This window comes from Pedobacter frigoris (assembly GCF_005116445.1).
In the GTDB taxonomy this organism is placed as follows: Bacteria; Bacteroidota; Bacteroidia; order Sphingobacteriales; family Sphingobacteriaceae; genus Pedobacter; species Pedobacter frigoris.
Window position 1 is genome coordinate 200,943 of sequence record NZ_SWBQ01000005.1, and the last position, 21,713, is coordinate 222,655.

General features: G+C 43.6%; 23 protein-coding genes. 16 read left to right on the forward strand and 7 right to left on the reverse strand.

What is annotated here, in order from left to right:
- Positions 1 to 49 precede the first annotated feature (49 nt).
- The 4 genes from pxpB to FA047_RS16940 are packed head-to-tail and all read left to right on the forward strand — an operon-like array spanning position 50 to position 3,638.
- Positions 50 to 769, forward strand: a complete 720-nt coding sequence (gene pxpB, locus FA047_RS16925; protein ID WP_225872770.1) for a 5-oxoprolinase subunit PxpB — start codon at positions 50 to 52, stop codon at positions 767 to 769.
- Positions 759 to 1,712: a 5-oxoprolinase subunit C family protein gene (locus tag FA047_RS16930; protein ID WP_136837267.1), complete on the forward strand. Its 954-nt coding sequence runs from the start codon at positions 759 to 761 to the stop codon at positions 1,710 to 1,712. Before pxpB ends, FA047_RS16930 begins: the two co-directional genes overlap by 11 nt.
- Positions 1,705 to 2,463 carry a LamB/YcsF family protein gene (locus FA047_RS16935; RefSeq protein WP_136837268.1) on the forward strand — a complete coding sequence of 253 codons (759 nt, stop codon included), beginning with the start codon at positions 1,705 to 1,707 and terminating at the stop codon, positions 2,461 to 2,463. Before FA047_RS16930 ends, FA047_RS16935 begins: the two co-directional genes overlap by 8 nt.
- A complete protein-coding gene (locus FA047_RS16940; protein ID WP_136837269.1) occupies positions 2,460 to 3,638 on the forward strand; it encodes an NRAMP family divalent metal transporter in 1,179 nt (392 codons plus the stop codon). Before FA047_RS16935 ends, FA047_RS16940 begins: the two co-directional genes overlap by 4 nt.
- Here the strand turns inward: FA047_RS16940 and FA047_RS16945 are convergent.
- Positions 3,635 to 4,261 carry a DUF6266 family protein gene (locus FA047_RS16945; RefSeq protein WP_136837270.1) on the reverse strand — a complete coding sequence of 209 codons (627 nt, stop codon included), beginning with the start codon at positions 4,259 to 4,261 and terminating at the stop codon, positions 3,635 to 3,637. The two genes, FA047_RS16940 and FA047_RS16945, sit on opposite strands and share 4 nt — an antisense overlap.
- 685 nt (positions 4,262 to 4,946) lie before the next feature.
- Here FA047_RS16945 and FA047_RS16955 point away from each other — a divergent pair.
- The 3 genes from FA047_RS16955 to FA047_RS16965 all read left to right on the forward strand — a co-directional run bounded on the left by FA047_RS16955 (position 4,947) and on the right by FA047_RS16965 (position 6,478).
- On the forward strand, positions 4,947 to 5,528 hold the full coding sequence (locus FA047_RS16955; RefSeq protein WP_136837271.1) for a pentapeptide repeat-containing protein: 582 nt from the start codon (positions 4,947 to 4,949) through the stop codon (positions 5,526 to 5,528).
- Positions 5,529 to 5,557: 29 nt separating this feature from the next.
- Positions 5,558 to 5,962, forward strand: coding sequence for a hypothetical protein (locus FA047_RS16960; protein ID WP_136837272.1), 405 nt, complete (start codon positions 5,558 to 5,560; stop codon positions 5,960 to 5,962).
- A 144-nt stretch (positions 5,963 to 6,106) separates the two neighbouring features.
- Positions 6,107 to 6,478, forward strand: coding sequence for a VOC family protein (locus FA047_RS16965; RefSeq protein ID WP_136837273.1), 372 nt, complete (start codon positions 6,107 to 6,109; stop codon positions 6,476 to 6,478).
- Positions 6,479 to 6,493: 15 nt separating this feature from the next.
- Here the strand turns inward: FA047_RS16965 and FA047_RS16970 are convergent, their stop codons facing one another.
- Entirely contained in the window at positions 6,494 to 7,246 is a 753-nt protein-coding gene (locus tag FA047_RS16970; protein ID WP_136837274.1) for a helix-turn-helix transcriptional regulator, read from the reverse strand.
- Positions 7,247 to 7,264: 18 nt separating this feature from the next.
- Positions 7,265 to 8,257 (reverse strand): haloalkane dehalogenase, encoded by a 993-nt coding sequence (locus FA047_RS16975; protein ID WP_205943338.1) that lies wholly within the window; start codon positions 8,255 to 8,257, stop codon positions 7,265 to 7,267.
- Positions 8,258 to 8,556: 299 nt separating this feature from the next.
- Here FA047_RS16975 and FA047_RS20910 point away from each other — a divergent pair, with 299 nt between their 5' ends.
- Positions 8,557 to 8,952 carry a PAS domain S-box protein gene (locus FA047_RS20910; protein WP_394347598.1) on the forward strand — a complete coding sequence of 132 codons (396 nt, stop codon included), beginning with the start codon at positions 8,557 to 8,559 and terminating at the stop codon, positions 8,950 to 8,952.
- Positions 8,953 to 8,976: 24 nt separating this feature from the next.
- Positions 8,977 to 9,207: a hypothetical protein gene (locus tag FA047_RS20915; protein ID WP_225872771.1), complete on the forward strand. Its 231-nt coding sequence runs from the start codon at positions 8,977 to 8,979 to the stop codon at positions 9,205 to 9,207.
- A 100-nt stretch (positions 9,208 to 9,307) separates the two neighbouring features.
- Here FA047_RS20915 and FA047_RS16985 read toward each other — a convergent pair whose 3' ends face one another.
- Entirely contained in the window at positions 9,308 to 9,727 is a 420-nt protein-coding gene (locus tag FA047_RS16985) for a hypothetical protein (protein ID WP_136837275.1), read from the reverse strand.
- 110 nt (positions 9,728 to 9,837) lie between these two features.
- On the opposite strand from FA047_RS16985, the gene FA047_RS16990 reads away from it, so the two are divergent.
- Together FA047_RS16990 and FA047_RS16995 are read left to right on the forward strand one after the other, a co-directional pair.
- A complete protein-coding gene (locus FA047_RS16990) occupies positions 9,838 to 10,509 on the forward strand; it encodes a DNA alkylation repair protein (protein WP_136837276.1) in 672 nt (223 codons plus the stop codon).
- 67 nt (positions 10,510 to 10,576) lie between these two features.
- Complete coding sequence (locus tag FA047_RS16995) at positions 10,577 to 11,203, forward strand: hypothetical protein (protein WP_136837277.1); 627 nt, start codon at positions 10,577 to 10,579, stop codon at positions 11,201 to 11,203.
- A gap of 19 nt (positions 11,204 to 11,222) precedes the next feature.
- Here the strand turns inward: FA047_RS16995 and FA047_RS17000 are convergent, their stop codons facing one another.
- From FA047_RS17000 to FA047_RS17010, 3 genes are all read right to left on the reverse strand, one after another.
- On the reverse strand, positions 11,223 to 12,761 hold the full coding sequence (locus FA047_RS17000) for a hypothetical protein (RefSeq protein WP_136837278.1): 1,539 nt from the start codon (positions 12,759 to 12,761) through the stop codon (positions 11,223 to 11,225).
- Between the two features lie 86 nt (positions 12,762 to 12,847).
- Complete coding sequence (locus FA047_RS17005; protein ID WP_136837279.1) at positions 12,848 to 13,618, reverse strand: alpha/beta hydrolase; 771 nt, start codon at positions 13,616 to 13,618, stop codon at positions 12,848 to 12,850.
- Positions 13,619 to 13,699: 81 nt separating this feature from the next.
- Complete coding sequence (locus FA047_RS17010) at positions 13,700 to 14,287, reverse strand: Crp/Fnr family transcriptional regulator (RefSeq protein ID WP_136837280.1); 588 nt, start codon at positions 14,285 to 14,287, stop codon at positions 13,700 to 13,702.
- A 106-nt stretch (positions 14,288 to 14,393) separates the two neighbouring features.
- On the opposite strand from FA047_RS17010, the gene FA047_RS17015 reads away from it, so the two are divergent.
- From FA047_RS17015 to FA047_RS17035, 5 genes are all read left to right on the forward strand, one after another.
- On the forward strand, positions 14,394 to 15,098 hold the full coding sequence (locus FA047_RS17015; protein ID WP_136837281.1) for a DUF2490 domain-containing protein: 705 nt from the start codon (positions 14,394 to 14,396) through the stop codon (positions 15,096 to 15,098).
- A 215-nt stretch (positions 15,099 to 15,313) separates the two neighbouring features.
- Positions 15,314 to 17,086: an AMP-dependent synthetase/ligase gene (locus FA047_RS17020; protein WP_136837282.1), complete on the forward strand. Its 1,773-nt coding sequence runs from the start codon at positions 15,314 to 15,316 to the stop codon at positions 17,084 to 17,086.
- Entirely contained in the window at positions 17,064 to 18,767 is a 1,704-nt protein-coding gene (ggt, locus tag FA047_RS17025; RefSeq protein WP_136837283.1) for a gamma-glutamyltransferase, read from the forward strand. The genes FA047_RS17020 and ggt overlap by 23 nt, the downstream gene beginning before the upstream one ends.
- Before the next feature lie 148 nt (positions 18,768 to 18,915).
- Positions 18,916 to 19,371 (forward strand): MarR family winged helix-turn-helix transcriptional regulator, encoded by a 456-nt coding sequence (locus tag FA047_RS17030; protein WP_136837284.1) that lies wholly within the window; start codon positions 18,916 to 18,918, stop codon positions 19,369 to 19,371.
- Complete coding sequence (locus tag FA047_RS17035; RefSeq protein ID WP_205943345.1) at positions 19,352 to 21,712, forward strand: 3-hydroxyacyl-CoA dehydrogenase/enoyl-CoA hydratase family protein; 2,361 nt, start codon at positions 19,352 to 19,354, stop codon at positions 21,710 to 21,712. Before FA047_RS17030 ends, FA047_RS17035 begins: the two co-directional genes overlap by 20 nt.
- The last annotated feature ends 1 nt before the right edge of the window (position 21,713 follow it).

The following is a 21,713-nucleotide window of genomic DNA, read 5'->3' on the forward strand; positions in this document are numbered from 1 at the left end:
AAATTGCATACAACCGATGTTCGCCTTTTTACAGGCAACATCCAACCATATGCAGATGTCAAATATTACAGATCCGAATATTGTTCAATATTATCCGCTTGGTGATGCAGCGATTGTGCTGCAGTTTGGTGATGAGATCAGCAAGGACATCAATGCAATGATCCTCAATGTCGCTGCCTGGCTGGATGAATATACTTTTGAAGGCTTTGTAGAATACGTTCCTGCATTTACCAGCATTACCATTTACTATGAACCCTGGGTAGTCCGCTACTCCGAGGTGTTGTCAATGCTGAAGGAGATGATTGAGGATATGGAGGAAAATGAAAATCCGGAACCTCCTGGAACAGTCACCATCCCGGTATACTATGGCGGAGCTTCTGGCCCGGATCTTAACCATGTCGCAGACTTTCATCAGATGAGCGTTGACGAGGTGATCGCCATGCATACCCAACCGGAATACCTCGTCTACATGATCGGGTTTGCCCCGGGTTTCCCTTATTTGGGTGGGATGGACGAACGCCTGGCCACACCCCGACAGGAAAGCCCCAGGGCGAAGGTTCCCAAGGGATCGGTGGGCATCGCCGGAAGTCAAACTGGGGTATATCCCCTCGAAACACCTGGGGGCTGGCAGGTCATCGGACAGACGCCGCTCGAACTATTCGACCTCAGCAAAGAAGAACCCGCATTATTAAGGGCAGGGCAGAAGATCCGTTTCAGCCCGATAACCGAAGAAGAATTTCTTAAGATAAAAGCAGATCATGGGCATTAGAATTTTAAAACCGGGTCTGCTCAGTACCGTACAGGATACGGGTCGCTATGGACACCAAAAATCTGGTATGGTAGTCAGCGGTGCAATGGATACACTGGCATTGAAAATAGGCAACATGCTCCTGGGCAATGCCCTGGCTGAAGCGGCACTGGAGTGTACCCTTTCCGGACCAGAACTTATTTTTGAGCGTGATCAGTTGATTGCGATCACGGGAGGAAACCTCTCCCCTCAGATTGATGGAGTTCCGCTTACGATGTGGAAGCCCGTTTATGTACGCGAAGGAGCGAAGCTTTCCTTTGGAAAAGCGACGAGTGGCTGCCGGACTTACCTTTCGGTTTACCGGGGGTTTGATGTACCTGAAGTATTGGGCAGCAAATCCACGTACCTGCGTGGAGGAATGGGCGGATGGGAAGGCCGGGCTTTAAAGAAAGATGACTTTATTCCATTTAACGCCATTTATCAGGGACAACACAAGTTCGATTGGTCGGCCGGCAAATATCTGTATCCGGATTTATCCAATCATAAAGTAAGGGTTATAGAGGGGCCTGAATTCGGGCATTTTACAGCCGAAAGTATTGCCGCTTTTTTTAGTCAGCCATTCGCCATCAGCAATGAAGCCGACAGAATGGGGTATCGCCTAACCGGGCAAACCCTGCAAAGACATGAAACCAAAGAAATGCTTTCTGCAGCCGTCACTTTTGGTACCATCCAGGTCCCGGCTCAGGGCGTACCGATTGTGTTGATGGCCGATCATCAGACCACCGGTGGCTATCCGCGAATTGCGCAGGTTATCAGTGCCGATCTTACACTTTTAGCACAAATGCAGCCCGGTCGGGAAATCACATTTGAATTAATTACCTTAGAAGAGGCGCAGGCCCTGCTGCTTGCGCAGGAACAGCAAATGAACCAGCTTCGGCAAACAATAACTTTAAAATATGGCTAGTCAATACATTACAGACCTGAATTGTGACATGGGCGAAAGCTTTGGCACATGGAGCCTTGGAAATGATGCGGCCATCATGCCATATATCTCATCGGTCAACATCGCCTGCGGTTTTCATGCTGGTGATCCCGCTACCATGAAAAAGACTGTGAGGCTGGCGCTGGAGCACGGTGTGGCCATTGGCGCGCACCCCGGACTATCCGATTTGCAGGGCTTCGGGAGAAGAGAAATGAAGATTACGGCAGAAGAAGCCTATGATATGGTAGTCTACCAAATAGGCGCACTAGCAGCCATAGTCAAAGCCGAAGGCGCTATATTGCATCATGTGAAACCACATGGGGCACTGTACAATATGGCTGCGGTAAAAAGCGAACTTGCCGATGCGATTGCTCAGGCCGTTCACAGCGTTGATGAGGAATTGATTTTATACGGACTATCTGGAAGCGAGCTGATCCGCTCCGGACAAAAACTTGGGTTAAAGGTCTTCAGTGAGGTATTTGCCGACAGGACTTACCAGCAGGACGGAACGCTCACTCCCCGCAACTTACCGGGTGCTTTGATCACCGACCATCAGGAATCACTAAAACAGGTGCTGAAAATGGTAAAAGAAGGTAAAGTAATCAGTCAGCAAGGCAGCGAGGTTTCCATACAGGCAGATACCATTTGCATACATGGCGATGGAGCAACAGCATTAGATTTCGCAGAAAAGATTTACGATAGATTTAAGGAAGAAGGAATCCGGATCAAATGAAACAAATAAGCAATAGAACAGCGCTGGTAGGGGCGGCTTTTTTAATGGCTACATCGGCCATTGGTCCGGGATTCCTCACCCAGACTACAGTTTTCACACAGTCGCTGGGTGCCAGCTTTGGATTTGTGATCCTGACCTCCATCATTATCGATATCGGTGTACAATTGAACATCTGGCGGGTCATTGCTGTTTCTGAAAAAAGGGCACAGGATATTGCCAATATGCTGATGCCGGGATTGGGCAGCCTGATCTCTGCGCTGATCATTTTCGGTGGACTCGCTTTTAACATCGGCAATGTGGCCGGAGCAGGACTGGGATTGCAGGCCTTATTTGGCATTGATGTCATCACCGGTTCGGTCATTTCGGCCGGAATCGCCATCGCTATATTTTTGATCAAGGAAGCCGGACGGGCTATGGACAGGTTTGCCCAACTGATGGGTTTCCTGATGATCATTGCCATTATTTATGTGGCGATCAGTTCCGTTCCTCCCCTAGGTGAGGCCGTGCTTAGAACGGTGCTGCCGACAAAGCTGGACCTGGTCACCATCATCACCCTGGTAGGTGGGACAGTAGGAGGATACATTACATTCTCAGGCGGTCACCGTCTGCTTGACGCCGGTATAAAAGGTACTGCTGCCTTGCCACAGGTGAGCCGCAGTGCCGTAATGGGCATATCTGTGGCTTCACTTGTACGTATCCTGTTGTTTTTGGCTTCTTTGGGTGTGATCAGCCAAAACCTGCTCATCGACGAAGGAAATCCCACCGCATCAGTCTTTCAGCTTGCGGCGGGAAACATTGGTTACAAGTTATTTGGTCTGGTGATGTTTGCTGCGGCGATTACTTCCATCATTGGGTCGGCATATACATCGGTATCCTTTATCAAGTCCTTTCATAAAAAGATTGAAGAGCAGGAGAATAAGGTCATCATTGCTTTTATCCTGGTTTCCACAGTTATTTTTGTTTTTGTAGGTAAGCCGGTCAGCCTGCTCATCGTAGCAGGGGCGATAAACGGGTTTATACTCCCTGTCACACTTACGGTGATGTTACTTGCTGCCTATCAATCTAAAATTGTAGGCAGCTATAAACATCCAAAATGGCTGGCGGTGTTCGGACTGCTGATTGTTGCTGTGATGACTTACATGAGTGCGAATGTATTGATCAGGATGTTGGTTTAAGGAATCCATACGCTGTCACTCACGCTCAGCCGATCGTCGCCGGCAAAAGCAATATAGGCATGTATGGTTTGTGTGAGTTGTGCCGGTTCCAAAGGAATGAAATCCCGGAGTTCGCTTCTGCGGGCTCCGCTTAAATCAAATATGGCGGTCTTGCTTTCCGGAAAATAGAGCAGGAGCATGGCGCGGTTGTATAAATCGGCATAGGTCATATCTGCCGGTATCTGCCATGTAAATTCTACGCCGTTTGGAAGCTTGCTAATAGCTGGAGATTGGGCAGGAGGCAACTCCCCTTTGCTGACCAATGCTTTGCTGTAATCCATTTCTATATCTGGGTATTCGCCTTGGAGGGCAAACCGTTTGTTGTAGGAAACAGCTTCATTGTGCTGGTTGCGATCTGTACGTTGTACTGCAAAAGCAAAACCCAGATTGATGAGAGGCAGGATGGGTTTTAAGAAAGCATTTACTACAGCCATTTTCTGATAGTTGGCGAGCTTAGGTCTGGTAGGAGGTTTTGCTGTTTGCCCCAGTTCCCGAACTACGTTTTTCCCGTTTAAAGTATAGCTGACCAGATTTCCTACTTTTCCTCTTAGGTGGCCAAATGCCCCGTTGTCTAATGTTCCCATGGTAAATGATTTGGAATAAAATTAACGAGGTGTAGCTTAGACGGCGGGCTATTAATATCCCGAACAGCGACTATTTTTCTTTATCGAATGCCGGTTGTTTCCTATTGCGTTTGGTATCCTTTCGGTGTGTGATCGTGGGATAGCAACTGAAATGCAACAGCTGTACAATTCCTACATAACCATTTGAAAGGCTGTAGCCCTTCCAACCCTTGAGTAACCCCTATGAAGGGGTTGTGAAGTGCTTTAGTGGACACGAGTGGATACCGAAAGTGTGTTGAAAGTAGAGTGAAGTCCCATTAGGGTTTGTGGGGAGAGGTTACTGAAACGAGTTCAGCACAGGCTGTAAAATTGAAAAGCGCCGCAATGGTACTGAGAGGGTTATTTCCCAGAATTTTTACTGAACATGGTGTGTTAACGCTTTCAAATGTGCTTAAAAGTAAAAGTGCTATAAAGATGAGTATTCGTATTATCAGAAAATAGAAGTGCTGTTTACTTACCTGAATAACTTTATGGATAAGGTAGATGGTCCATAGGAACAAATTGGGTTTATGAGGAGTTCACTTTGCTGATCGGTAGGATAGGCAGGATGATTGAGCAAACAAATATTACTATTCAATACAAATCTGATACGATATCTTTGTCTCTGAAAACTCAACGGCATCCTATAACAGATAAGCGAAATCCAATGATCAAAAGAAAAACTACTACTGGAGCGAAAACCTACGAACATGTTATCGAGCGGGTTGATTTTACAATCGAAAGGCTAGATTCTACATACGAGTCTACAGAATTCCAAGCTTGTACATTTGGTGAGGTCTCTGGCATTGCTTTTACAGACTGCCTTTTTACTGCCTGTAATCTCAGTAATGCACAAGTAGCGAAATGCAAAGCAATGGACTTAACCTTCCGGGATTGTAAATTAATCGGCATCAACTTTTATCAGATGCTCGATTTTGGGTTCTCGCTGCAGTTTGAAAACTGCCTTATGGACTACGCAAGCTTTGATGGTAAGAAAATGAACAAAAGCAGCTTCAGCAATTGCAGGCTTCATGGTGCGAATTTTAGTAATGCTGATCTGTCCAAAGCCTCCATGACAGGATGCGATCTTGCAGATGCGGTATTCTCAGGAACAAACCTTTCTGGTATGGATTTTACAACGAACAGAAATTTTAGCATCGATCCTCAGCTTAACATGGTTAGAAAAACAAGGTTTTCTGCGAATTCCCTTGCAGGTCTTTTAACTAAGTTTGACATTGTAATTGAGTAGGGTCAAACCGAAAAAAATCAATTTACACTATGGATTCAATCCCTATTCAGGTTACTGAACTTCTGAATTATAGCTATTCATTAGCAAAAGCACTTCTTGAAGAACAAAAAGAGTTCTTTCCCTTTGGAGTAAGCATGGATTATGAAGGCAATATTAAACAGCGGTTGGTTCATGACGGAGACGCGTTTCCGCTGAGTAATGTGCTTGTTGATGTCATTCAAAGAGATTTTGATGCTAAACTGGTATCGAGAAGCCTATCAGCATATTCCATAATTTATGATGCCCGAGTTAGGAACACGATGTATCCGGAAGGAATTGATGTGGTGGTAGCGATGGTAAAGGGTATTCATGATGAGTCAGCTGAGGTGTATTATTTGCCATATAAGAAGATAGAAGGACAGTTACAATACTTTGAACCGTGGGGGGAAAGATGAAACATACTTTAGATGATATTGTTGTGCTAGTCGGGTCATTTATCCATCAGTTCAGTCCAGGTGTTAACCTTTTTTTTACAATCAAGGCTCAGTTAACAGCTTAGTACCCTGAATTATTGATAAGAAACTGGTATCTTCATAACGATGAAAGTTTTAAGAATTGTACCCAATTTTCAAACAGATAATTTAGAGGCAGCAAAATGTTTTTATCAGCAAATCCTGGGTTTGGACATCCTTATGGATCATGGCTGGATTGTGACTTATGGGTCGCTGGAGCCTATGCAGGTTCAGGTAAGTTTTGCGGCCAATGGCGGATCAGGTACAGCCGTGCCGGATTTATCCATTGAAGTAGACAAGCTTGATGTTGCCTATGAAAAAATGAGGGAGGCCGGGTTTGAAATTGAATATGGCCCGGTTAACGAACCCTGGGGTGTCAGGAGGTTTTATGTGCGGGATCCTTTTAATAAACTGATTAATATCCTGGCTCATTTGGAGAAAATGCCGGGTGAAAGTTAGGGAATAGAGAATGCATCAATATAAAAATGCCTTTGGTGTTTGCCCTGTGAATTTTTTGAATTCTCTGATAAAGTGTGATTGGTCAAAAAATCCGGCGTCTAATACCGAATCAAGGAGCTTATGGCTCAGGGGTGTATGGACGATTAAAGATTTCATCCGCACGATGTCTGAAAACTGCTTGGGTGTCGCACCCACCACTCTTCTAAACCGTTTCTCAAAAGCATCTATGCTTATGTAGAGATGGTCGGAGAGTTCCCTGATACTAAGTATCCCATTTGCTGTCTTTATCTTTTCGACAGCATGAGCGATAAGCAGATCATGTTGTTGAGGACAAAGTCTCGAAATAAAAAATTGTTGAACAGTATTTACTTTTCCATGAATAGATTGCTGAGCCTCCATTTGTTCCTGTAGCGCCATTAGTGCTGAAGGGGCGAAAAAAAGATCCAGGTTAACACTGGATTCGAATAACTCATGCATAGGTAAATCCAGAAATGCTCTAGCACCCCCCTCTTTAAAATGAACCAATATATTTGCACTGGCATCTGCATATTCGGCCATCCTGTAAGATTTTCTTAAGCCGGAGATGGAAAACGTGGGCAGTGCAATATGTCCGCTTTCGTTATTGAATGTTACTTGGCCTCTCAATCGAATTGCAGCAACTAAAGTTGTGTCAGGCAACAAGCGGTTTACTACGGGATGGGTGCTTTCAACAACCATAAAGGATTTGATGTACGGGCGTAAATAGGAAACCGGTTCAAATACTTGCATAATAATAAAAGTACAAATTTACTTAGGTAAGCGCAACCATTTCCAAATCGCTCTGCCGATTTCTTCTGCTGAATCTTCCTGTAAGTTATGATGTCCTTTGACAATTATATGGGTTTGATTTGGACAGCGCAAGCAGGCCTTTTTTTCATTATCGGCTAAAGTACCGGGACTGGCTTCAATGAATAATTTAGAGATACTGCTTTCTGCAAGCCAACTGCTATTTTGATGTATAATCTTAATAATTTCTGTGGGTTCTCCGCCTATTGGCAACTGACGGGCCCAGTTGAGCATCGCACGTCTGTCCTCGCCCGGCTCAAGAAAAGGCCGTCTGTATTCGGCAATTTCCGGCTGCGAAAGGCTGCGTAAAATAGTTTTTGGCAAATTAAACTCGATGAAAGAATTTTCATGGAGCACCATTTTCTCGCCTTGTTTTGTACGTAGTTTTTGAAAGGTTTCCCGGGCCGCTCCTGGCACTTCTTCCCAGGAGCGAGATCTTGTGAGGGCTTCCATATAGACAATTCCTTTTACTGCTCCTGGGTGATTCCTTGCCCAATAAAAAGCGAGTGGAGCACCCCAGTCATGCACAACAAAAGTAATGTTTTGCTGAAGGCCAAGGCGGTTGAAAAGTTCGTCAAGGTATTTTTCATTATTCAGAAAGGTATGGTCTGCTGGGTTAGCGAACTTATCAGAGTCGCCCATGCCCATCAAGTCTGGGGCGATGCAGCGCCCTGCGTCCTGAACATACGGGATAATGTTTCTCCATATATAACTTGATGCCGGATTTCCATGGAGAAAGATAATTGGATCACCTTTACCTTCATCATGGTAGGCCATTTTGTAGCCATTAATGATTTGGTATTTTTTAGTCAGCGGCTTGTTGGTTGGTATGATTTCCATTTTTTTCTCCTTTTGTGATTTGATAATGATCGTTGAATGTTCTTGTGCGGTGTTAGGTGTCGATGTTAGCATCTGTATGGCTGCAATCAGCCAGGCCTTATGTATCAGTTTCATAGTTATCGTTTATGCAAAGGGAAGATTTTCTAATTCCAGAGAATAGTATAAAATCATTGATTTTAAATAGATTGTGGAGATATCACAATGGATTGACCAAACAAACCTGATGTATTTGCGTTTATTATAGAAATTTTTTTGCCTAATACCATTAAACAAAACAATCTGGATCCGATGCTGCTTGTCACTGTACTGGAAGCAACGAATACGGGAATTGTGATCACCGACAATTTATTGCCGACAACCCGATTATTTATTGTAATCCGGCTTTTGAGCAATCAGGTTACAGCAGGGAGGAGATTATTGGACGGAATTGTCACTTCCTGCAAAGTCAGGACCGGACTCAACAAGCCCGTTTTTACATTAGAGAAGCTATCGATGCCGGGGAAAGCTGCGTGGTTAAGATCCGCAATTATACCAAAGAGCAGAAACTATTTCATAATGAGCTATACTTATCACCGGTAAAGAATGACCTAAATGAGGTCACGCATTTCATCGGGATACAAAACGACATTTCCGAAAGGGTTAGAGCAGAGCAGGAACTGGAACAGCAGTACAAGGAGACAGAAGAGAAAGTAACCGACCGTACCAATATGCTTCCGGAAAGTGAAGAATACTTATCCAGCATTGTGGAGACGATCAGGGAGAGCCTGATCGTGATGGATAAGAATTATAAGGTGCTGAGCGCGAATTAGACTAAGGGCAAATTGTTGTATGACTTGGGTAACGGGCAGTGGGATATTCCGGAATTGAAAAAGATGATGGAGGATATTCTGCCTACCAATAACCCCGTTCTGGATTATGAGGTGGAGCATGAGTTTCCGCATATTGGACGCAAGCTGATGCTGCTCAATGCACACCGGGTAGAGTTGGAGGGCAAATTCAAAGACCGTATTTTGCTGGCCATCGAGGATATTACTGAAAGAAGGAATAGGGGTAAAATCCATTAATCTCATTGAACAATACTGAACGCCTTATACTAGCCGCAAACTACATAAAGATAGCCCGGAGCACATTTCTCCGGGCTATCTTATCAAATTATAATAGAGGCTACTTCTTTTTTGGTTTGCTATCTGATTTGACAGATACGCCAGATTCATTAATAGACCTCGCTGCTGGGTTTTGTCCACTGAGGCCTTGTGATTCATAAAGCGGGTTAAGCGTAATAGCATTTGGATCCCCTGTCTTATTGCTCTTTAAAACTTCAACTCTTCTTCTTTGTGCCGCGTTTTTAGTGCTATCAGCAGGATTTGCTGTTGGGGCGGTCACTCTGCCGGTCGCGGCATAGGAAGCAGCTGCTGCACCACCACCGGCTCCGGCAAGTTTACCTACTGAAGATACGGCTTGTGCTGGTGCCAGGGGTTGGGTTTGAGGTTTTACTGGTTCTTGATTTTGTTTTTGAACAGGTGATTGGGCGATAGCAACTGCACTGATCAGTGACAGGATAATAGCTGGTAGTATAGATTTCATAATCTTGATTTTAAATGTTAATTTATGGTTGTTTACAGGTATATCAATCAAGACCAGATTTTGTTACCCCTCATCGGTAGGATAAAGGTTAAAATAGAAATTCGTAACTTATGCCACATCATAAGAGCAGAAAGATTGATATGCAATATTCATCAAAAGCAGAACAACTCCTGGAACAAATCAATAGTAAGACCAAACTTGGCGACCTGCGCAAGTTGGCAAAGGAAATCAAGATGGATCATGCCCTGGCTATTGAACTTTGGAGCAGTGGCGATTTCCTGCCCAGGCAGTTGGCCATCTTAATTATGGACAATAAAGTTCTTACGCAAGAGGTGATCGATAAACTGGATAGGGATATTCAGGAGCACCCGCTTAACGAGCGAAATCAATTGACAGACTGGCTCATGGCCAATCAATTTACCAAAAACAAGAAAATCATTACATCGATTGAATCCTGGGAAAACAGCCCTTCGCCTCTCCAAAGGAGGGTCTTCTGGTATTACCAAGCGCGGTTGAGATGGCTGGGGCAAGTTTCGCCTGACAATACTGAATACTTGCTTTCTGCAATTGAAGCTAGCATAGCCAGTGAGGTACCCGAAGTGCAGTGGGCCATGAATTTTACTGCAGGCTGGATAGGTATATATGATAAAAAATACCGCGTACGCTGTATTGCTATAGGCGAGAAAACGGGGCTTTACAAAGGTAAAATGGTGTCAAAAGGGTGTACTCCTGATTATTTGCCGGAGTTCATCGCTATTGAAAGTAGTAAACGAAGCCTGTGATGAGCTAGGAACCATGTAGCGTTAGGGTCATAAAACTCGTTTAATTGTAAATTAACCTTAGACAAATATGAAGATCATTTATCTATTAATCGCAGGATTATTACTTGCTGGCTGCTCCAAAGAAAAAACTCACGGTCCCTGGAATTTAAAGGATGGACAGGAAGTAGAAGTCCTGGTCAGTCACCGTTATGCTGCTACTGATGACCTGTTGACGCTGCTCCCTCAGAAAAAAATGGATATTGGTGGTGTTTATTCCTTTACAGATCGTGAGCCGGGATACAATTACAGAGTTAAAGCAAGAATGGTTGCTCCTGATGTGCCTCCGCAGGACGGACCCTCTTATTGGCTTGAACTGGTAAAAGTACTTAGTAAAGAACGATACACCGGAAATGATTCTTTTGTTATTGAGCTAATTTACAGAGGTTGGGGTTCTCCGGGTATCATGCTGGAGAAAAAAGACGGCTTATATGATTTCCAGGGAAAAGTTAAACTAACCCCTGCAACACCGGCAATTTCGGAGAAGTTAGCCGAGATGTGGGCGTATTACGAAGACTATCTACAGAGGATAAAAGGGTATAGGCCAGGCAATCCAATGCCTGTTTTGAAATGGAAATCCATTAAAGGCAGAGTGACACATGATCCCGCAAATTTCGGTAAATCTTATTTGGTATCAAATTTAGAATTTATGGAATAGAAGGGATATATGTTTGTTCTTAATTAGTCTTGACCTTTACATCCTTGAACATGAACGGATTGTCGCTGATCCTCACCGCTTTCTTGCTGGCAGTTGTGACGTTCCTGAGGATGACTTCATTGGTTTTGACATAGGGAAACTTTTCCTGATAGGTATTATCTTTCATTTCCGGATTGAAATTGGTGAAAATAGCAATTCCCTGGTAATTGTCGGGATGCCTGGAATCGTCAATCTGAAGATTTTCGATGGTGATCCGCTTCGGCATATAACAGGTATAACCGAAATTATGCTGACCTGAATAAGAACCGCTGATCAGAGAGGCACTGATAGACTTGCCGCCTGCCGGTATAAATATACAGTTCCGGATCACCAGCTCTCCCTGCCATGTACTGCCATAGTCAGGACGCAGATTCACAAAACTCCGCCCGCGGACGGTAGAATTTTCGATGGTCAGGAGTCCGCTGCCGATGGCATTGATGCCCATATGTCCGAGGATTGAGTTGCGGATAGTGGCATTCGCAACTCCCTGGTGGGCATCGAACCTGGAGAGTGTACAACTGTCATAAAGCAGGTTTTTGCAAAAGTTTGATCCCAGGATACCCCAGTACTTGTTGTCGTCGATGTCATTGGTTTGGCTGCAATTTACGAAAGACACATTGACTGCATGGTTGACGGAAAGGTCATAGGTGCCCATTGAAACAGGCTTGCCCGCTGCACCGATGGTACTGTAAGTCTTGTGTCCGGTTAGGACGGTGTTTTTTACCGTTATATAAGCGCAGTTGGCGATGTTGATAAAGCCTCCGTATGGCGCACCCTGTTCTCCTTCGCCCTTGATGTGGTGTTGAAGACCTTCAATAAGTACATGTGATCGCCTGACCGCAATATTTCGGTTATAATAGGTGTATTTTGATTCGGCTTTATTGGCAATTGTGGTGAAATGGCCGCCGGTGATCTTCAAAAGATGCTCATCGATGGGTAGGGCGGTGATGTCTGTGATCTGTTTAAAGTCCCAGATGATTGGAGCGTTCATGTCTACATTGCCATTTTTGTCCACAACAAAAATATCTGTCTGCGAAGAGCCCTTGTTTTGGTTTAGTCCAAACCGGACGTATTGCTTTAGGTTGGAATTCGTGACTGTAATTAAACATGGACCTGGTAAAGGCAGGCTGACCTTTTGCTGGTTCCGCTTTATCGAGGAAATAGTTTCCGGTTTAAAGGGTTTCTGGCTTGAACTTACTGTGAAAACAGACGCGTCGCGATTTTTTACATCGGTATCATCAATGATGAAAGCCGCGGTTCCGAAATCAGTGTCCGTTTGGATGAACGCCGTGCGGTCTTTACCTCCGATGTAGTAGGTGGCTCCGGAGTCTGCTTTGACTGGAAGACCATGCAGGTTGGCAAAAGCATGGGCCTCGGCAATAGCATCTATATCATCAGTCTTTCCATCACCTTTGGCACCAAAGTCACTGTAACGAACTAATCCGGTAGTTTTTTGCTGTGCCTGAGTGACCAGTGTGCAGTTTAATAATACGGACATCAGAAGTATGTATTTCATCATAAGGTTTGGTACGCCATTGTGAATGACGGATATAAATGTTTTAAACAATTTTAATCAATATACTGCGGATAAAAAAATGGCACCCATTACTTTTCCCTGATCCATTGGTCAATATGTTCAGCTACCTCTTCCCAGCCTTTCTGTCCAGCTATAAAATGACTTCGCCCTTTGAATTCTTTGTAGTCGACAATACTTTCAGGTGCTTTATATCTGCCAGCAATTTTACGGGTAAGTTTAGGAGAAAAAATAGTGTCTTGTTCTCCGGCTATGAATAACAATGGCTGATGTTTTTTGTTGAAATCAACGTTAGCAAATGATTTTAATAAAGTATCTCTGGCTATTTTTCTGCTTTCCGGCACTGCTATTTCTTCAAAGGCCCTGTTGCTTTCGGCCAGTGACATATTGTTGAAGAATGCTTTTTGGTACCAGCTCTTACTCCCCATAAAGGCAGAATTTCCTTTGAAAAAATCGACAACCGGGTAAACAATTTTGATGGTAGACCATGGTGCCAGTACATTTTTTGGAGGAGCTCCATCTATGCTGATGCCTGCTGCCGCTTTGTCTAATTCCACCAGTTTTTGTACAACTAGTCCGGCTAGTGAATGGCCTATTACAATTGGCTTTTCAGGAAGCGTATCGATCAGTTTAATGATGTTGTTTACCACATCCTCAAAGCTGGTTTGTGTGAGCTCTGGATGAATATGGGTTCTCAATGCTTCTGGATTTCCTTCATGTCCGGGATTGGCAGGCGTATAAACGGTGTATCCTTTTTGTTCAAAAAAGGCTTTCCATGCGGCCCAGCTGGTATTGTTGACAAACAGACCGTGAATCAGAATAATGGTTTTTGACTGTATCATTTTTTTAGTGTTTAAGATGAACTAACGATACAAAGTTGGGGAGTAAGCAGCAGTAAAAGTTTAACCCAGGTTAAAATCGCATCATCTGTGTGAAAGTCTTTTGCGGATCCTGCTTAATGAGGGACCCTGAATCCCCAGATAAGAAGAGATATGGTATAAAGGAACTGCATTGAAGATGTCAGGATAATCTTTGATCAGATTTAGGTAACGTTCTTCAGGTGTTTGAAAGAGAAAACTTTCTGTACGTGCCATCGCCACATTAAAGGCTTCCTGCGCGAGCAGCCTGCCAAAACTCTCCCATTTATGCGATTGCTGATAAAGTTTTAACAGGTCTGCAATGTGAATATGGATTACAGACGCGGGAGTTAACGCGGTGGTATGATAGTCGCATGGGATTTGCTGGATAAAACTTTTGAAAGAAACAACAAACTGATTGCCGGAAAACAAGAAAATGTTCTTTTCTTCCCCTGTTTTCTCGTCTATGATGTAGGAACGGAACACGCCTTCTACTACAAAACCCAGGTATTTGCAAACTGACTTTTGCTGATTGTAAAAATCTCCCTTTTTGTAATGTATGGTTTTCCAGAAAGGTACAGAAAGTTCAAAATCCTGCTTGCTCAGCCCGGCGAATTGTTCTAAGGCAAGGCCCAGTTTTTCGGTCAGTTCCATGCAATAAACTTAATTATTTATATCAGGTATTGCAAGTAGTCCTTATCCAGAGTTGCGGTTTACTATAATCTTTTTATTTTAGCGGAGAGAGACAAAATTATAAGTTATGAAGCGACTACTTTTTATTGCGGCACTGTCGTGCCTGTTGAGCACCAAGGTGCTGGCTCAGACCACCCATCAAAATACAGGATGGCTATTTCTTATGAACAGCACCAAAATTAATGAGAAATGGGGTGCCCATTTTGACCTCCAGCTCAGGTCTTCGGACAATTGGGAAGACGTAAGAAATTTGCTGATCAGGCCCGGTGTTACTTATTTTATTGATAAACAAAATGATGTGACGCTTGGCTATCTTTTTACACAAACTTATAGTCAGGCCGCGGGAGTGAAAAATGCCCTGACTGAAAACAGGATCTGGCAGCAATACATTCATAAGCATAAAATCAGTAGTGTGAACATCAGTCATAGGTTTAGGCTGGAGCAGCGTTTTATAGAACGGGCGAACAATGACGACCTTTTTGCCCAGCGGGCAAGGTATTTTGTGCGGGCTTTGATTCCATTGCAGAAAAAAGAAGATGCGTTTGATAAGGGACCGTTTGCAGCATTGCAAAATGAATTGTTCTTTAATATTCAGGGTAAGAGTGGGCTTAATGGGCACGTCTTTGATCAGAATCGTGCGTACCTGGCTGCGGGGTATAGATTTAGCAAAAAAATGGATGTAGAGGCAGGGTATATGAATCAGGCAGTAAAGGGTGCAGTTAGTAATACGAATAACAATATCATCCAGCTGGCAGTTTATACAAGGTTTTAAAATCTGATGTAGATGTTATCTGGTGCGAGATGACGAATGTTGCTTTCAATGTCTTAAGAATTTAATCTGGATGAAGATGGTTTTTCAGTGATAATAATTTAGTTATTTTTAATTAAGTTTGGGAAAGGCGATTACAAAAGATTCATATCCGCACCGTCGTTGATGGTTTTTTTATAACCCTTTTAACCGAATTCCTAATTATATAAGCTGAAAGTATGGCTGCGACGATAACCAGAGTATTTGATTTACTTCAATACAATTTAGAGAAATTTCCAAAGGAAGAATTTATAAGCGGTAAGGTAAATGGCGAGTGGATAAAATACAGCACTCAAAAATTTTGCAGTACTGTGGATACGCTGAGCAGAGGCTTGATCAGTATTGGAATTGGTAAGGAATCGCGTGTGGCGGTAATGTCGCACAACAGGCCTGAATGGAACATCACTGATTTTGCGATCATGCAGATCGGTGCGTATCAGATTCCGCTTTATCCTACACTTGCCGAACACGACATTAAATTTATCATAGAGAATGCAGCGGTAACAGTTGTCTTTGCTGCGGATGATGCGATCTATAAGAAACTGCAGGCAGTCAATATACAATTGGCTTCGCCTGTAAAAATCTATACGTTTAATGATATTGAAGGTGCGGACCACTGGAGCTTGCTCTTAAAGGAAGGAGACGCTAAAACAGATGTGAACCTAGATGAGTATAGAAGTGATGTAAAGCCGGAAGATATCCTGACGCTCATCTATACTTCAGGAACTACCGGAACTCCAAAAGGCGTGATGCTGACGCATGACAACCTGGTGAAGAATTTTGAAAACTCTGCAGTGCTGTTACCGGAGGGAATCAATACCGGACTAAGCTTTTTGCCGTTGTCGCATATTTTTGAACGGATGGTGGTTTATCTATATATGTATTCCGGTGTCGGTGTGTATTATGCAGAAAGTATGGATACCATCGTAGCAGATATACAACACGTAAAACCTAGTGTGTTTTCTACAGTTCCCCGCCTATTGGAGAAAGTGTATGAGAAAATCATGGAAAAAGGAAAGGCATTAACAGGTATTAAAAGAGGGATGTTCTTCTGGTCTGTTGCGCTTGCTGAAAAATATGAAATAGACAATAGCTGGTTTTATAACTTGAAACTGGGCATCGTCCGCAAGCTTGTCTTTAAGAAATGGCAGGAGGCTCTTGGAGGGAACATCATTGTGATTGTCTCTGGAGGAGCGGCTTTGAACCCAAGACTGGCGCGGATTTTCTGGGCGGCAGGTATGCCGGTATTTGAGGGCTATGGCCTGACAGAAACATCGCCGGTGATTACAGTAAATCATTTTGATAACGCGATGTTCGGCACCGTTGGCCCTGTGATAGAAGGAATGGAGATCAAGATTGCTGAAGATGGAGAGGTATTGGCGAGAGGACATGCGATCATGAAAGGTTATTACATGAGGGAGGACCTGACTGCGGAAACTATTGATCGTGATGGATGGTTCCATACCGGCGATATCGGTGAGATCGTAAACGGAAGATTTCTTAAAATCACTGACCGTAAAAAAGAGATCTTCAAAACTGCCGGAGGTAAATATGTAGCTCCGCAAACCATTGAAAATAAATTTAAAGAAACCCCATTGGTAGAGCAGGTAATGGTGTTGGGAGAAAACCGTAAGTTTCCTGCTGCGCTGATTGTTCCAAACTTCGCAGCTTTGAAAACCTGGGCGGCTAAAAAAGGAATTGCTTATACGAGCGATGAAGAAATGGTGAAGAACCCTCAGATTGTAGAGAAATTTAATCAGATAGTAGAATATACCTGTAAAGATTTTGGTAAATGGGAACAGGTTAAACGTATTGCTTTACTTCCTAAACAATGGAGCATTGATGGCGGGGAGCTGACGCCTAAATTGAGCCTGAAAAGAAAAGTTATTCTGGAAAAAAATAAAGACATTATAGAGAAGATCTACGCAGATGCGGAAAACTATAAAGGATAATGCATTAGTACTGTTTTGTTTATGTGTTTTTTTCTTGTCGGCCTGTGTAAACGGGCAACTAGGGAAAAACAACAGTAATGAATACCGGAATGGAATGGTGGTGTCTGCCAATCCAATTGCCTCGCAGGTAGGCGTAGACATTTTAAAGAAAGGTGGTAACGCTATTGATGCAGCGGTAGCTGTACAATTTGCGCTGGCAGTGGTTTATCCGAATGCAGGTAATATCGGCGGCGGTGGCTTCCTGGTTTACCGTTCGGCGTTGGGGGAAAGTAATACGCTTGATTTCAGGGAGCGTGCTTCAATAAACGCTTCGAGAAATATGTACCTGGACTCGGCAGGAAACCCAATTACAGATAAAAGTCTTTATGGTCACCTGGCAGCAGGAGTGCCGGGCTCTGTAGCAGGCATGGTTGCAGCCCATGATAAATATGGTAAACTAGACTGGGCAGATTTGCTGGAACCTGCGTATAGGCTGGCAAAAAATGGTTTCCCTGTTACCACCAGGCAAGCTGCTGAACTCAATGGAATGAAGACGCTTTTTAGTCAGTTCAATCCTGATGGTACAGCTTTGCTGAAAACAGACGAATGGGAAGAAGGCGACTTGCTCGTACAGGAAGAATTGAGCAGGACTTTGCAGGAGATCATGAATAAAGGCAATTCCGGATTTTATGAGGGATGGGTGGCCGACAGTCTGGTGAAAGAAATGAAGCGCGGAAATGGAGTTGTTTCGCTGGAAGACCTTAAAAATTATAAAGCCGTATGGCGTAAGCCAATAACGGGCAGCTACAAAGAGTATGGTGTGATTACGATGCCGCCGCCATCTAGCGGGGGTATCGCCTTATTGCAGTTGCTCAAATCGGTGGAGGGTTACCCATTGAAAAGATGGGGTTTCAATACAGATTCTACTGTTCAGCTTATTGTGGAAGCCGAGCGTCGTGCTTACGCAGATAGGGCTGCTTATCTGGGAGATCCTGATTATTTTAAAGTGCCTCAGGGTCAACTGACCGATCCGGCATATATTAAAAGCAGAATGAGCGGTTTTAATTGGAATGCCGCGACACCGAGTATTGTTATAAAAGAGGGTCAGATGATGGACGAGCATGAAGAAACCACGCACTTTTCTATTGTGGACCGGGATGGAAATGCAGTTTCCCTGACTACAACATTAAATGGTTCTTACGGTTCTTGCGTGGTGGTAAAAGGGGCAGGTTTTTTATTGAATAATGAAATGGATGACTTTTCTGTTAAACCGGGATCGCCTAACATGTACGGACTTGTTGGTGGCGAAGCAAATGCTATTGCTCCGGGCAAGCGGATGCTGAGTTCTATGACCCCTACGATTATTGAAAAGGACGGTGAGTTGTTTATGGTGGTGGGTACTCCCGGAGGCTCTACCATTATCACGTCAGTTTTTCAAACGATATTGAATGTGATTGAATTTGAAAAGAATATGCAGGCAGCTGTTGCCGCTAAAAAATTCCACCATCAATGGTTGCCGGACGAGGTGTATATAGAAGATGGCGCCCTAGATAGTGTAGCACTGATCAAGCTGCAGTCCAAAGGATATAAGATTGTACCACGCGGACAAATTGGAAGGGTAGATGCCATATTGAGAACGAAGTGGGGTTACTATCAGGGCGGTGCGGACCCGAGAGGGGATGATGAAGCGCTTGGCTGGTAATCTATAGTTTTTATAGTCTACAATAGTATTCGGTTTAAAAAGCTTTCTGATTGGATTAGGAGGCTTTTTTTATGACATAAATATTTGAAAATTATGTTTGCATCCTAATAATTATTTCGATAGCTTTGTTATGCAAGCATAGTATTTGATGAAACAGCAGGAAACGGTAGATTATTTTTTAAAGGTAGTGTGGCAGAATATGGCCAACACCTACAACCAGATTGCATCTGGTTTTGGTATTACACAAGCCATTGGTTATGTGTTGATTAATATTGACAAAGAGGGGACGGCAGTTTCTCAGCTTGCCGGTCTGCTTGGGGTTAAGGCCACGAGCCTGTCCAGGATGTTAAACAACATGGAGGAACTGGGGTTAATATACAGAGAAGCCTCGACTGGTGATAAACGCTCTGTAAAGGTATACCTGACGGATTTTGGTGTGGAGAAAAGGCACCTTGCGAAAGGGGTGGTGATCTCGTTTAATGATTACCTCAGCAAAAACCTGACGACCGGTGAAAAGAATAACCTGATATCGACTTTACAAAAGGTGAATAAACTCACTTTAGCATATACAAATATTGAACATGATGAACAAAAGAATAAATAAAGTAGCGGTATTGGGCTCAGGTATTATGGGTTCGCGCATTGCCTGTCACTTTGCGAATATTGGTGTCGAAGTGTTGCTGCTGGATATTGTACCTAAAGAAGGTGCAAGAAACAGCATTGTAGATGCGGCATTGCAAAATGCAGTGAAAACCAATCCATCTCCTGTTTACTCAAAAAAGGTGCTGACGAAAATCACTACCGGTAATTTCGAAGACGACATGTCCAAAATTGCAGCCTGCGACTGGATCATCGAAGTGGTAGTAGAAAACCTGGACATCAAGAAGAAAGTTTTTGATCAGGTAGAACAGCATCGCAAACCAGGTACTTTAGTTACTTCTAATACATCTGGTATTCCTATCCATTTGATGGCTGAAGGCAGAAGTGATGATTTTAAAGCAAACTTCTGCGGAACGCACTTCTTTAATCCCCCACGTTATCTCCGGTTACTGGAAATTATCCCGACCCCGGATACAAAACCGGAACTGGTGGACTTTCTGATGCATTATGGTGATAAATTTTTGGGTAAAACTACTGTTTTATGTAAAGATACCCCTGCTTTTATCGCAAACCGTGTAGGTGTTTATTCTATCATGGCGCTTTTGCACTTGGTAGAGAAAATGGACTTAACGGTAGAGGAGGTAGACAAATATACAGGTCCTGCATTGGGCAGGCCTAAATCGGCCACTTTCCGTACCACAGATGTAGTTGGTCTGGATACGATGATCAAAGTGGCGAAAGGTCTGTATGAAAACGTGCCGGACGATAAAGCGCATGATTTATTTAAGCTGCCTGCATATGTAGAGAAGATGGAAGCCAACAACTGGCTTGGTGATAAAACCAAACAGGGATTTTATAAAAAAACGAAATCTGCAGATGGAAAGACTGAAATCCTGGCGCTGGATTTAAAAACATTGGAATACCGTCCGCAGCAAAAAGTAAAATCTGCGACGCTGGATGTGACCAAGCCTATTGAAAATGTAAAGGATAGAATGAAAGTTTTTGTGGCAGGTAAAGATAAAGCCGGTGAACTTTTCAGGGCCTCTTTCTTTGGTTTGTTTGAGTATGTGTCGGACCGCATTCCTGAAATTTCTGATGAACTGTACCGGATTGATGATGCCATGCGGGCAGGTTTTGGATGGGATTTGGGCCCGTTTGAAGTTTGGGATGCTGTTGGCGTAGCCGAATCTATTGAAGGAATGAAGAAATATGGTCATGAGGCTGCTGCATGGGTACACGAAATGCTTGCTGCCGGACATACTTCATTCTATAAAGTAGAAGACGGCATTAGAAAATATTATGACATTCCTTCGAAAAGCTATAAGGTTGTTCCGGGTACAGATGAGTTCATCATTCTGGATAACCTCAGGGCAAATAAAGTGATCTGGAAAAATTCCGGTGCTTCGATTATTGATCTTGGAGATGGCATTTTGAATGTAGAATTCCATTCGAAAATGAATACCATCGGCGGCGATACCTTGCAGGCCATTAATAAAGCCATCGATATGGCAGAAAAAAACTACAGAGGCGTAGTAATAGGAAATGACGGTGCTAATTTCTCCGCAGGAGCAAATGTTGGGATGATCTTCATGATGGCGGTAGAACAGGAATGGGATGAGTTGAATATGGCGATCAGGATGTTCCAGAATACTTCTATGCGTATCCGCTATTCATCTATCCCTGTAGTAGTGGCACCTCACAACCTGACTTTAGGGGGCGGATGCGAATTTAGTTTGCACGCGGATCATGTACAGTTGAATGCTGAGACCTATATGGGATTGGTAGAATTCGGCGTGGGTGTGATCCCCGGAGGCGGCGGAACGAAAGAGTTCGCATTGCGTGCTTCTGATGAGTTTAAAGACGATCAGGTTGTACAAAATGTGTTAAAAGATCGTTTCCTGACTATAGGGATGGCAAAGGTGTCTACCTCAGCTGTGGAAGCTTATGAACTGGGCTATCTGCAGAAGGATAAGTATTCCATTACCATGAACAGAAGTAGGTTGATTGCCGATGCGAAGGCTAAGGCAATTGAGCTGGCGGATGCAGGATATACTAAGCCGGTTCAGCGTACAGACATTAAAGTTTTGGGTAAACAAGGATTGGGAATTGTTTATGCCGGAGCGAACACTATGTATTCCGGGCATTACATCTCTGAGCATGATAAAAAAATCTCTGAAAAACTGGGGTGGGTAATGTGTGGCGGTGATTTGTCGTCACCTACAGAAGTGACAGAACAGTACTTGCTGGATTTGGAAAGAGAAGCGTTTTTGTCTTTATGTGGTGAACGTAAGACTTTAGAGCGGATTCAGAGCATTGTAACCAAAGGCAAACCTTTAAGAAACTAAT

What these genes read in the sequence shown, in the direction of transcription:
- FA047_RS17010 (WP_136837280.1), bottom strand. Translation starts at nt 14,287, where the DNA reads ATGGAACTGACCGAAAAACTGGGCCTTGCCTTAGAACAATTCGCCGGG.
- FA047_RS16990 (WP_136837276.1), top strand. Translation starts at nt 9,838, where the DNA reads ATGCCACATCATAAGAGCAGAAAGATTGATATGCAATATTCATCAAAA.
- FA047_RS16945 (WP_136837270.1), bottom strand. Translation starts at nt 4,261, where the DNA reads ATGGGAACATTAGACAACGGGGCATTTGGCCACCTAAGAGGAAAAGTA.
- FA047_RS17015 (WP_136837281.1), top strand. Translation starts at nt 14,394, where the DNA reads ATGAAGCGACTACTTTTTATTGCGGCACTGTCGTGCCTGTTGAGCACC.
- FA047_RS16930 (WP_136837267.1), top strand. Translation starts at nt 759, where the DNA reads ATGGGCATTAGAATTTTAAAACCGGGTCTGCTCAGTACCGTACAGGAT.
- FA047_RS16985 (WP_136837275.1), bottom strand. Translation starts at nt 9,727, where the DNA reads ATGAAATCTATACTACCAGCTATTATCCTGTCACTGATCAGTGCAGTT.
- FA047_RS16935 (WP_136837268.1), top strand. Translation starts at nt 1,705, where the DNA reads ATGGCTAGTCAATACATTACAGACCTGAATTGTGACATGGGCGAAAGC.
- FA047_RS17035 (WP_205943345.1), top strand. Translation starts at nt 19,352, where the DNA reads ATGAACAAAAGAATAAATAAAGTAGCGGTATTGGGCTCAGGTATTATG.
- FA047_RS17030 (WP_136837284.1), top strand. Translation starts at nt 18,916, where the DNA reads ATGAAACAGCAGGAAACGGTAGATTATTTTTTAAAGGTAGTGTGGCAG.
- FA047_RS16970 (WP_136837274.1), bottom strand. Translation starts at nt 7,246, where the DNA reads ATGCAAGTATTTGAACCGGTTTCCTATTTACGCCCGTACATCAAATCC.
- FA047_RS16965 (WP_136837273.1), top strand. Translation starts at nt 6,107, where the DNA reads ATGAAAGTTTTAAGAATTGTACCCAATTTTCAAACAGATAATTTAGAG.
- ggt (WP_136837283.1), top strand. Translation starts at nt 17,064, where the DNA reads ATGCGGAAAACTATAAAGGATAATGCATTAGTACTGTTTTGTTTATGT.
- FA047_RS16960 (WP_136837272.1), top strand. Translation starts at nt 5,558, where the DNA reads ATGGATTCAATCCCTATTCAGGTTACTGAACTTCTGAATTATAGCTAT.
- FA047_RS16955 (WP_136837271.1), top strand. Translation starts at nt 4,947, where the DNA reads ATGATCAAAAGAAAAACTACTACTGGAGCGAAAACCTACGAACATGTT.
- FA047_RS17005 (WP_136837279.1), bottom strand. Translation starts at nt 13,618, where the DNA reads ATGATACAGTCAAAAACCATTATTCTGATTCACGGTCTGTTTGTCAAC.
- FA047_RS16940 (WP_136837269.1), top strand. Translation starts at nt 2,460, where the DNA reads ATGAAACAAATAAGCAATAGAACAGCGCTGGTAGGGGCGGCTTTTTTA.
- FA047_RS17000 (WP_136837278.1), bottom strand. Translation starts at nt 12,761, where the DNA reads ATGATGAAATACATACTTCTGATGTCCGTATTATTAAACTGCACACTG.
- pxpB (WP_225872770.1), top strand. Translation starts at nt 50, where the DNA reads ATGCAGATGTCAAATATTACAGATCCGAATATTGTTCAATATTATCCG.
- FA047_RS16995 (WP_136837277.1), top strand. Translation starts at nt 10,577, where the DNA reads ATGAAGATCATTTATCTATTAATCGCAGGATTATTACTTGCTGGCTGC.
- FA047_RS16975 (WP_205943338.1), bottom strand. Translation starts at nt 8,257, where the DNA reads ATGAAACTGATACATAAGGCCTGGCTGATTGCAGCCATACAGATGCTA.
- FA047_RS17020 (WP_136837282.1), top strand. Translation starts at nt 15,314, where the DNA reads ATGGCTGCGACGATAACCAGAGTATTTGATTTACTTCAATACAATTTA.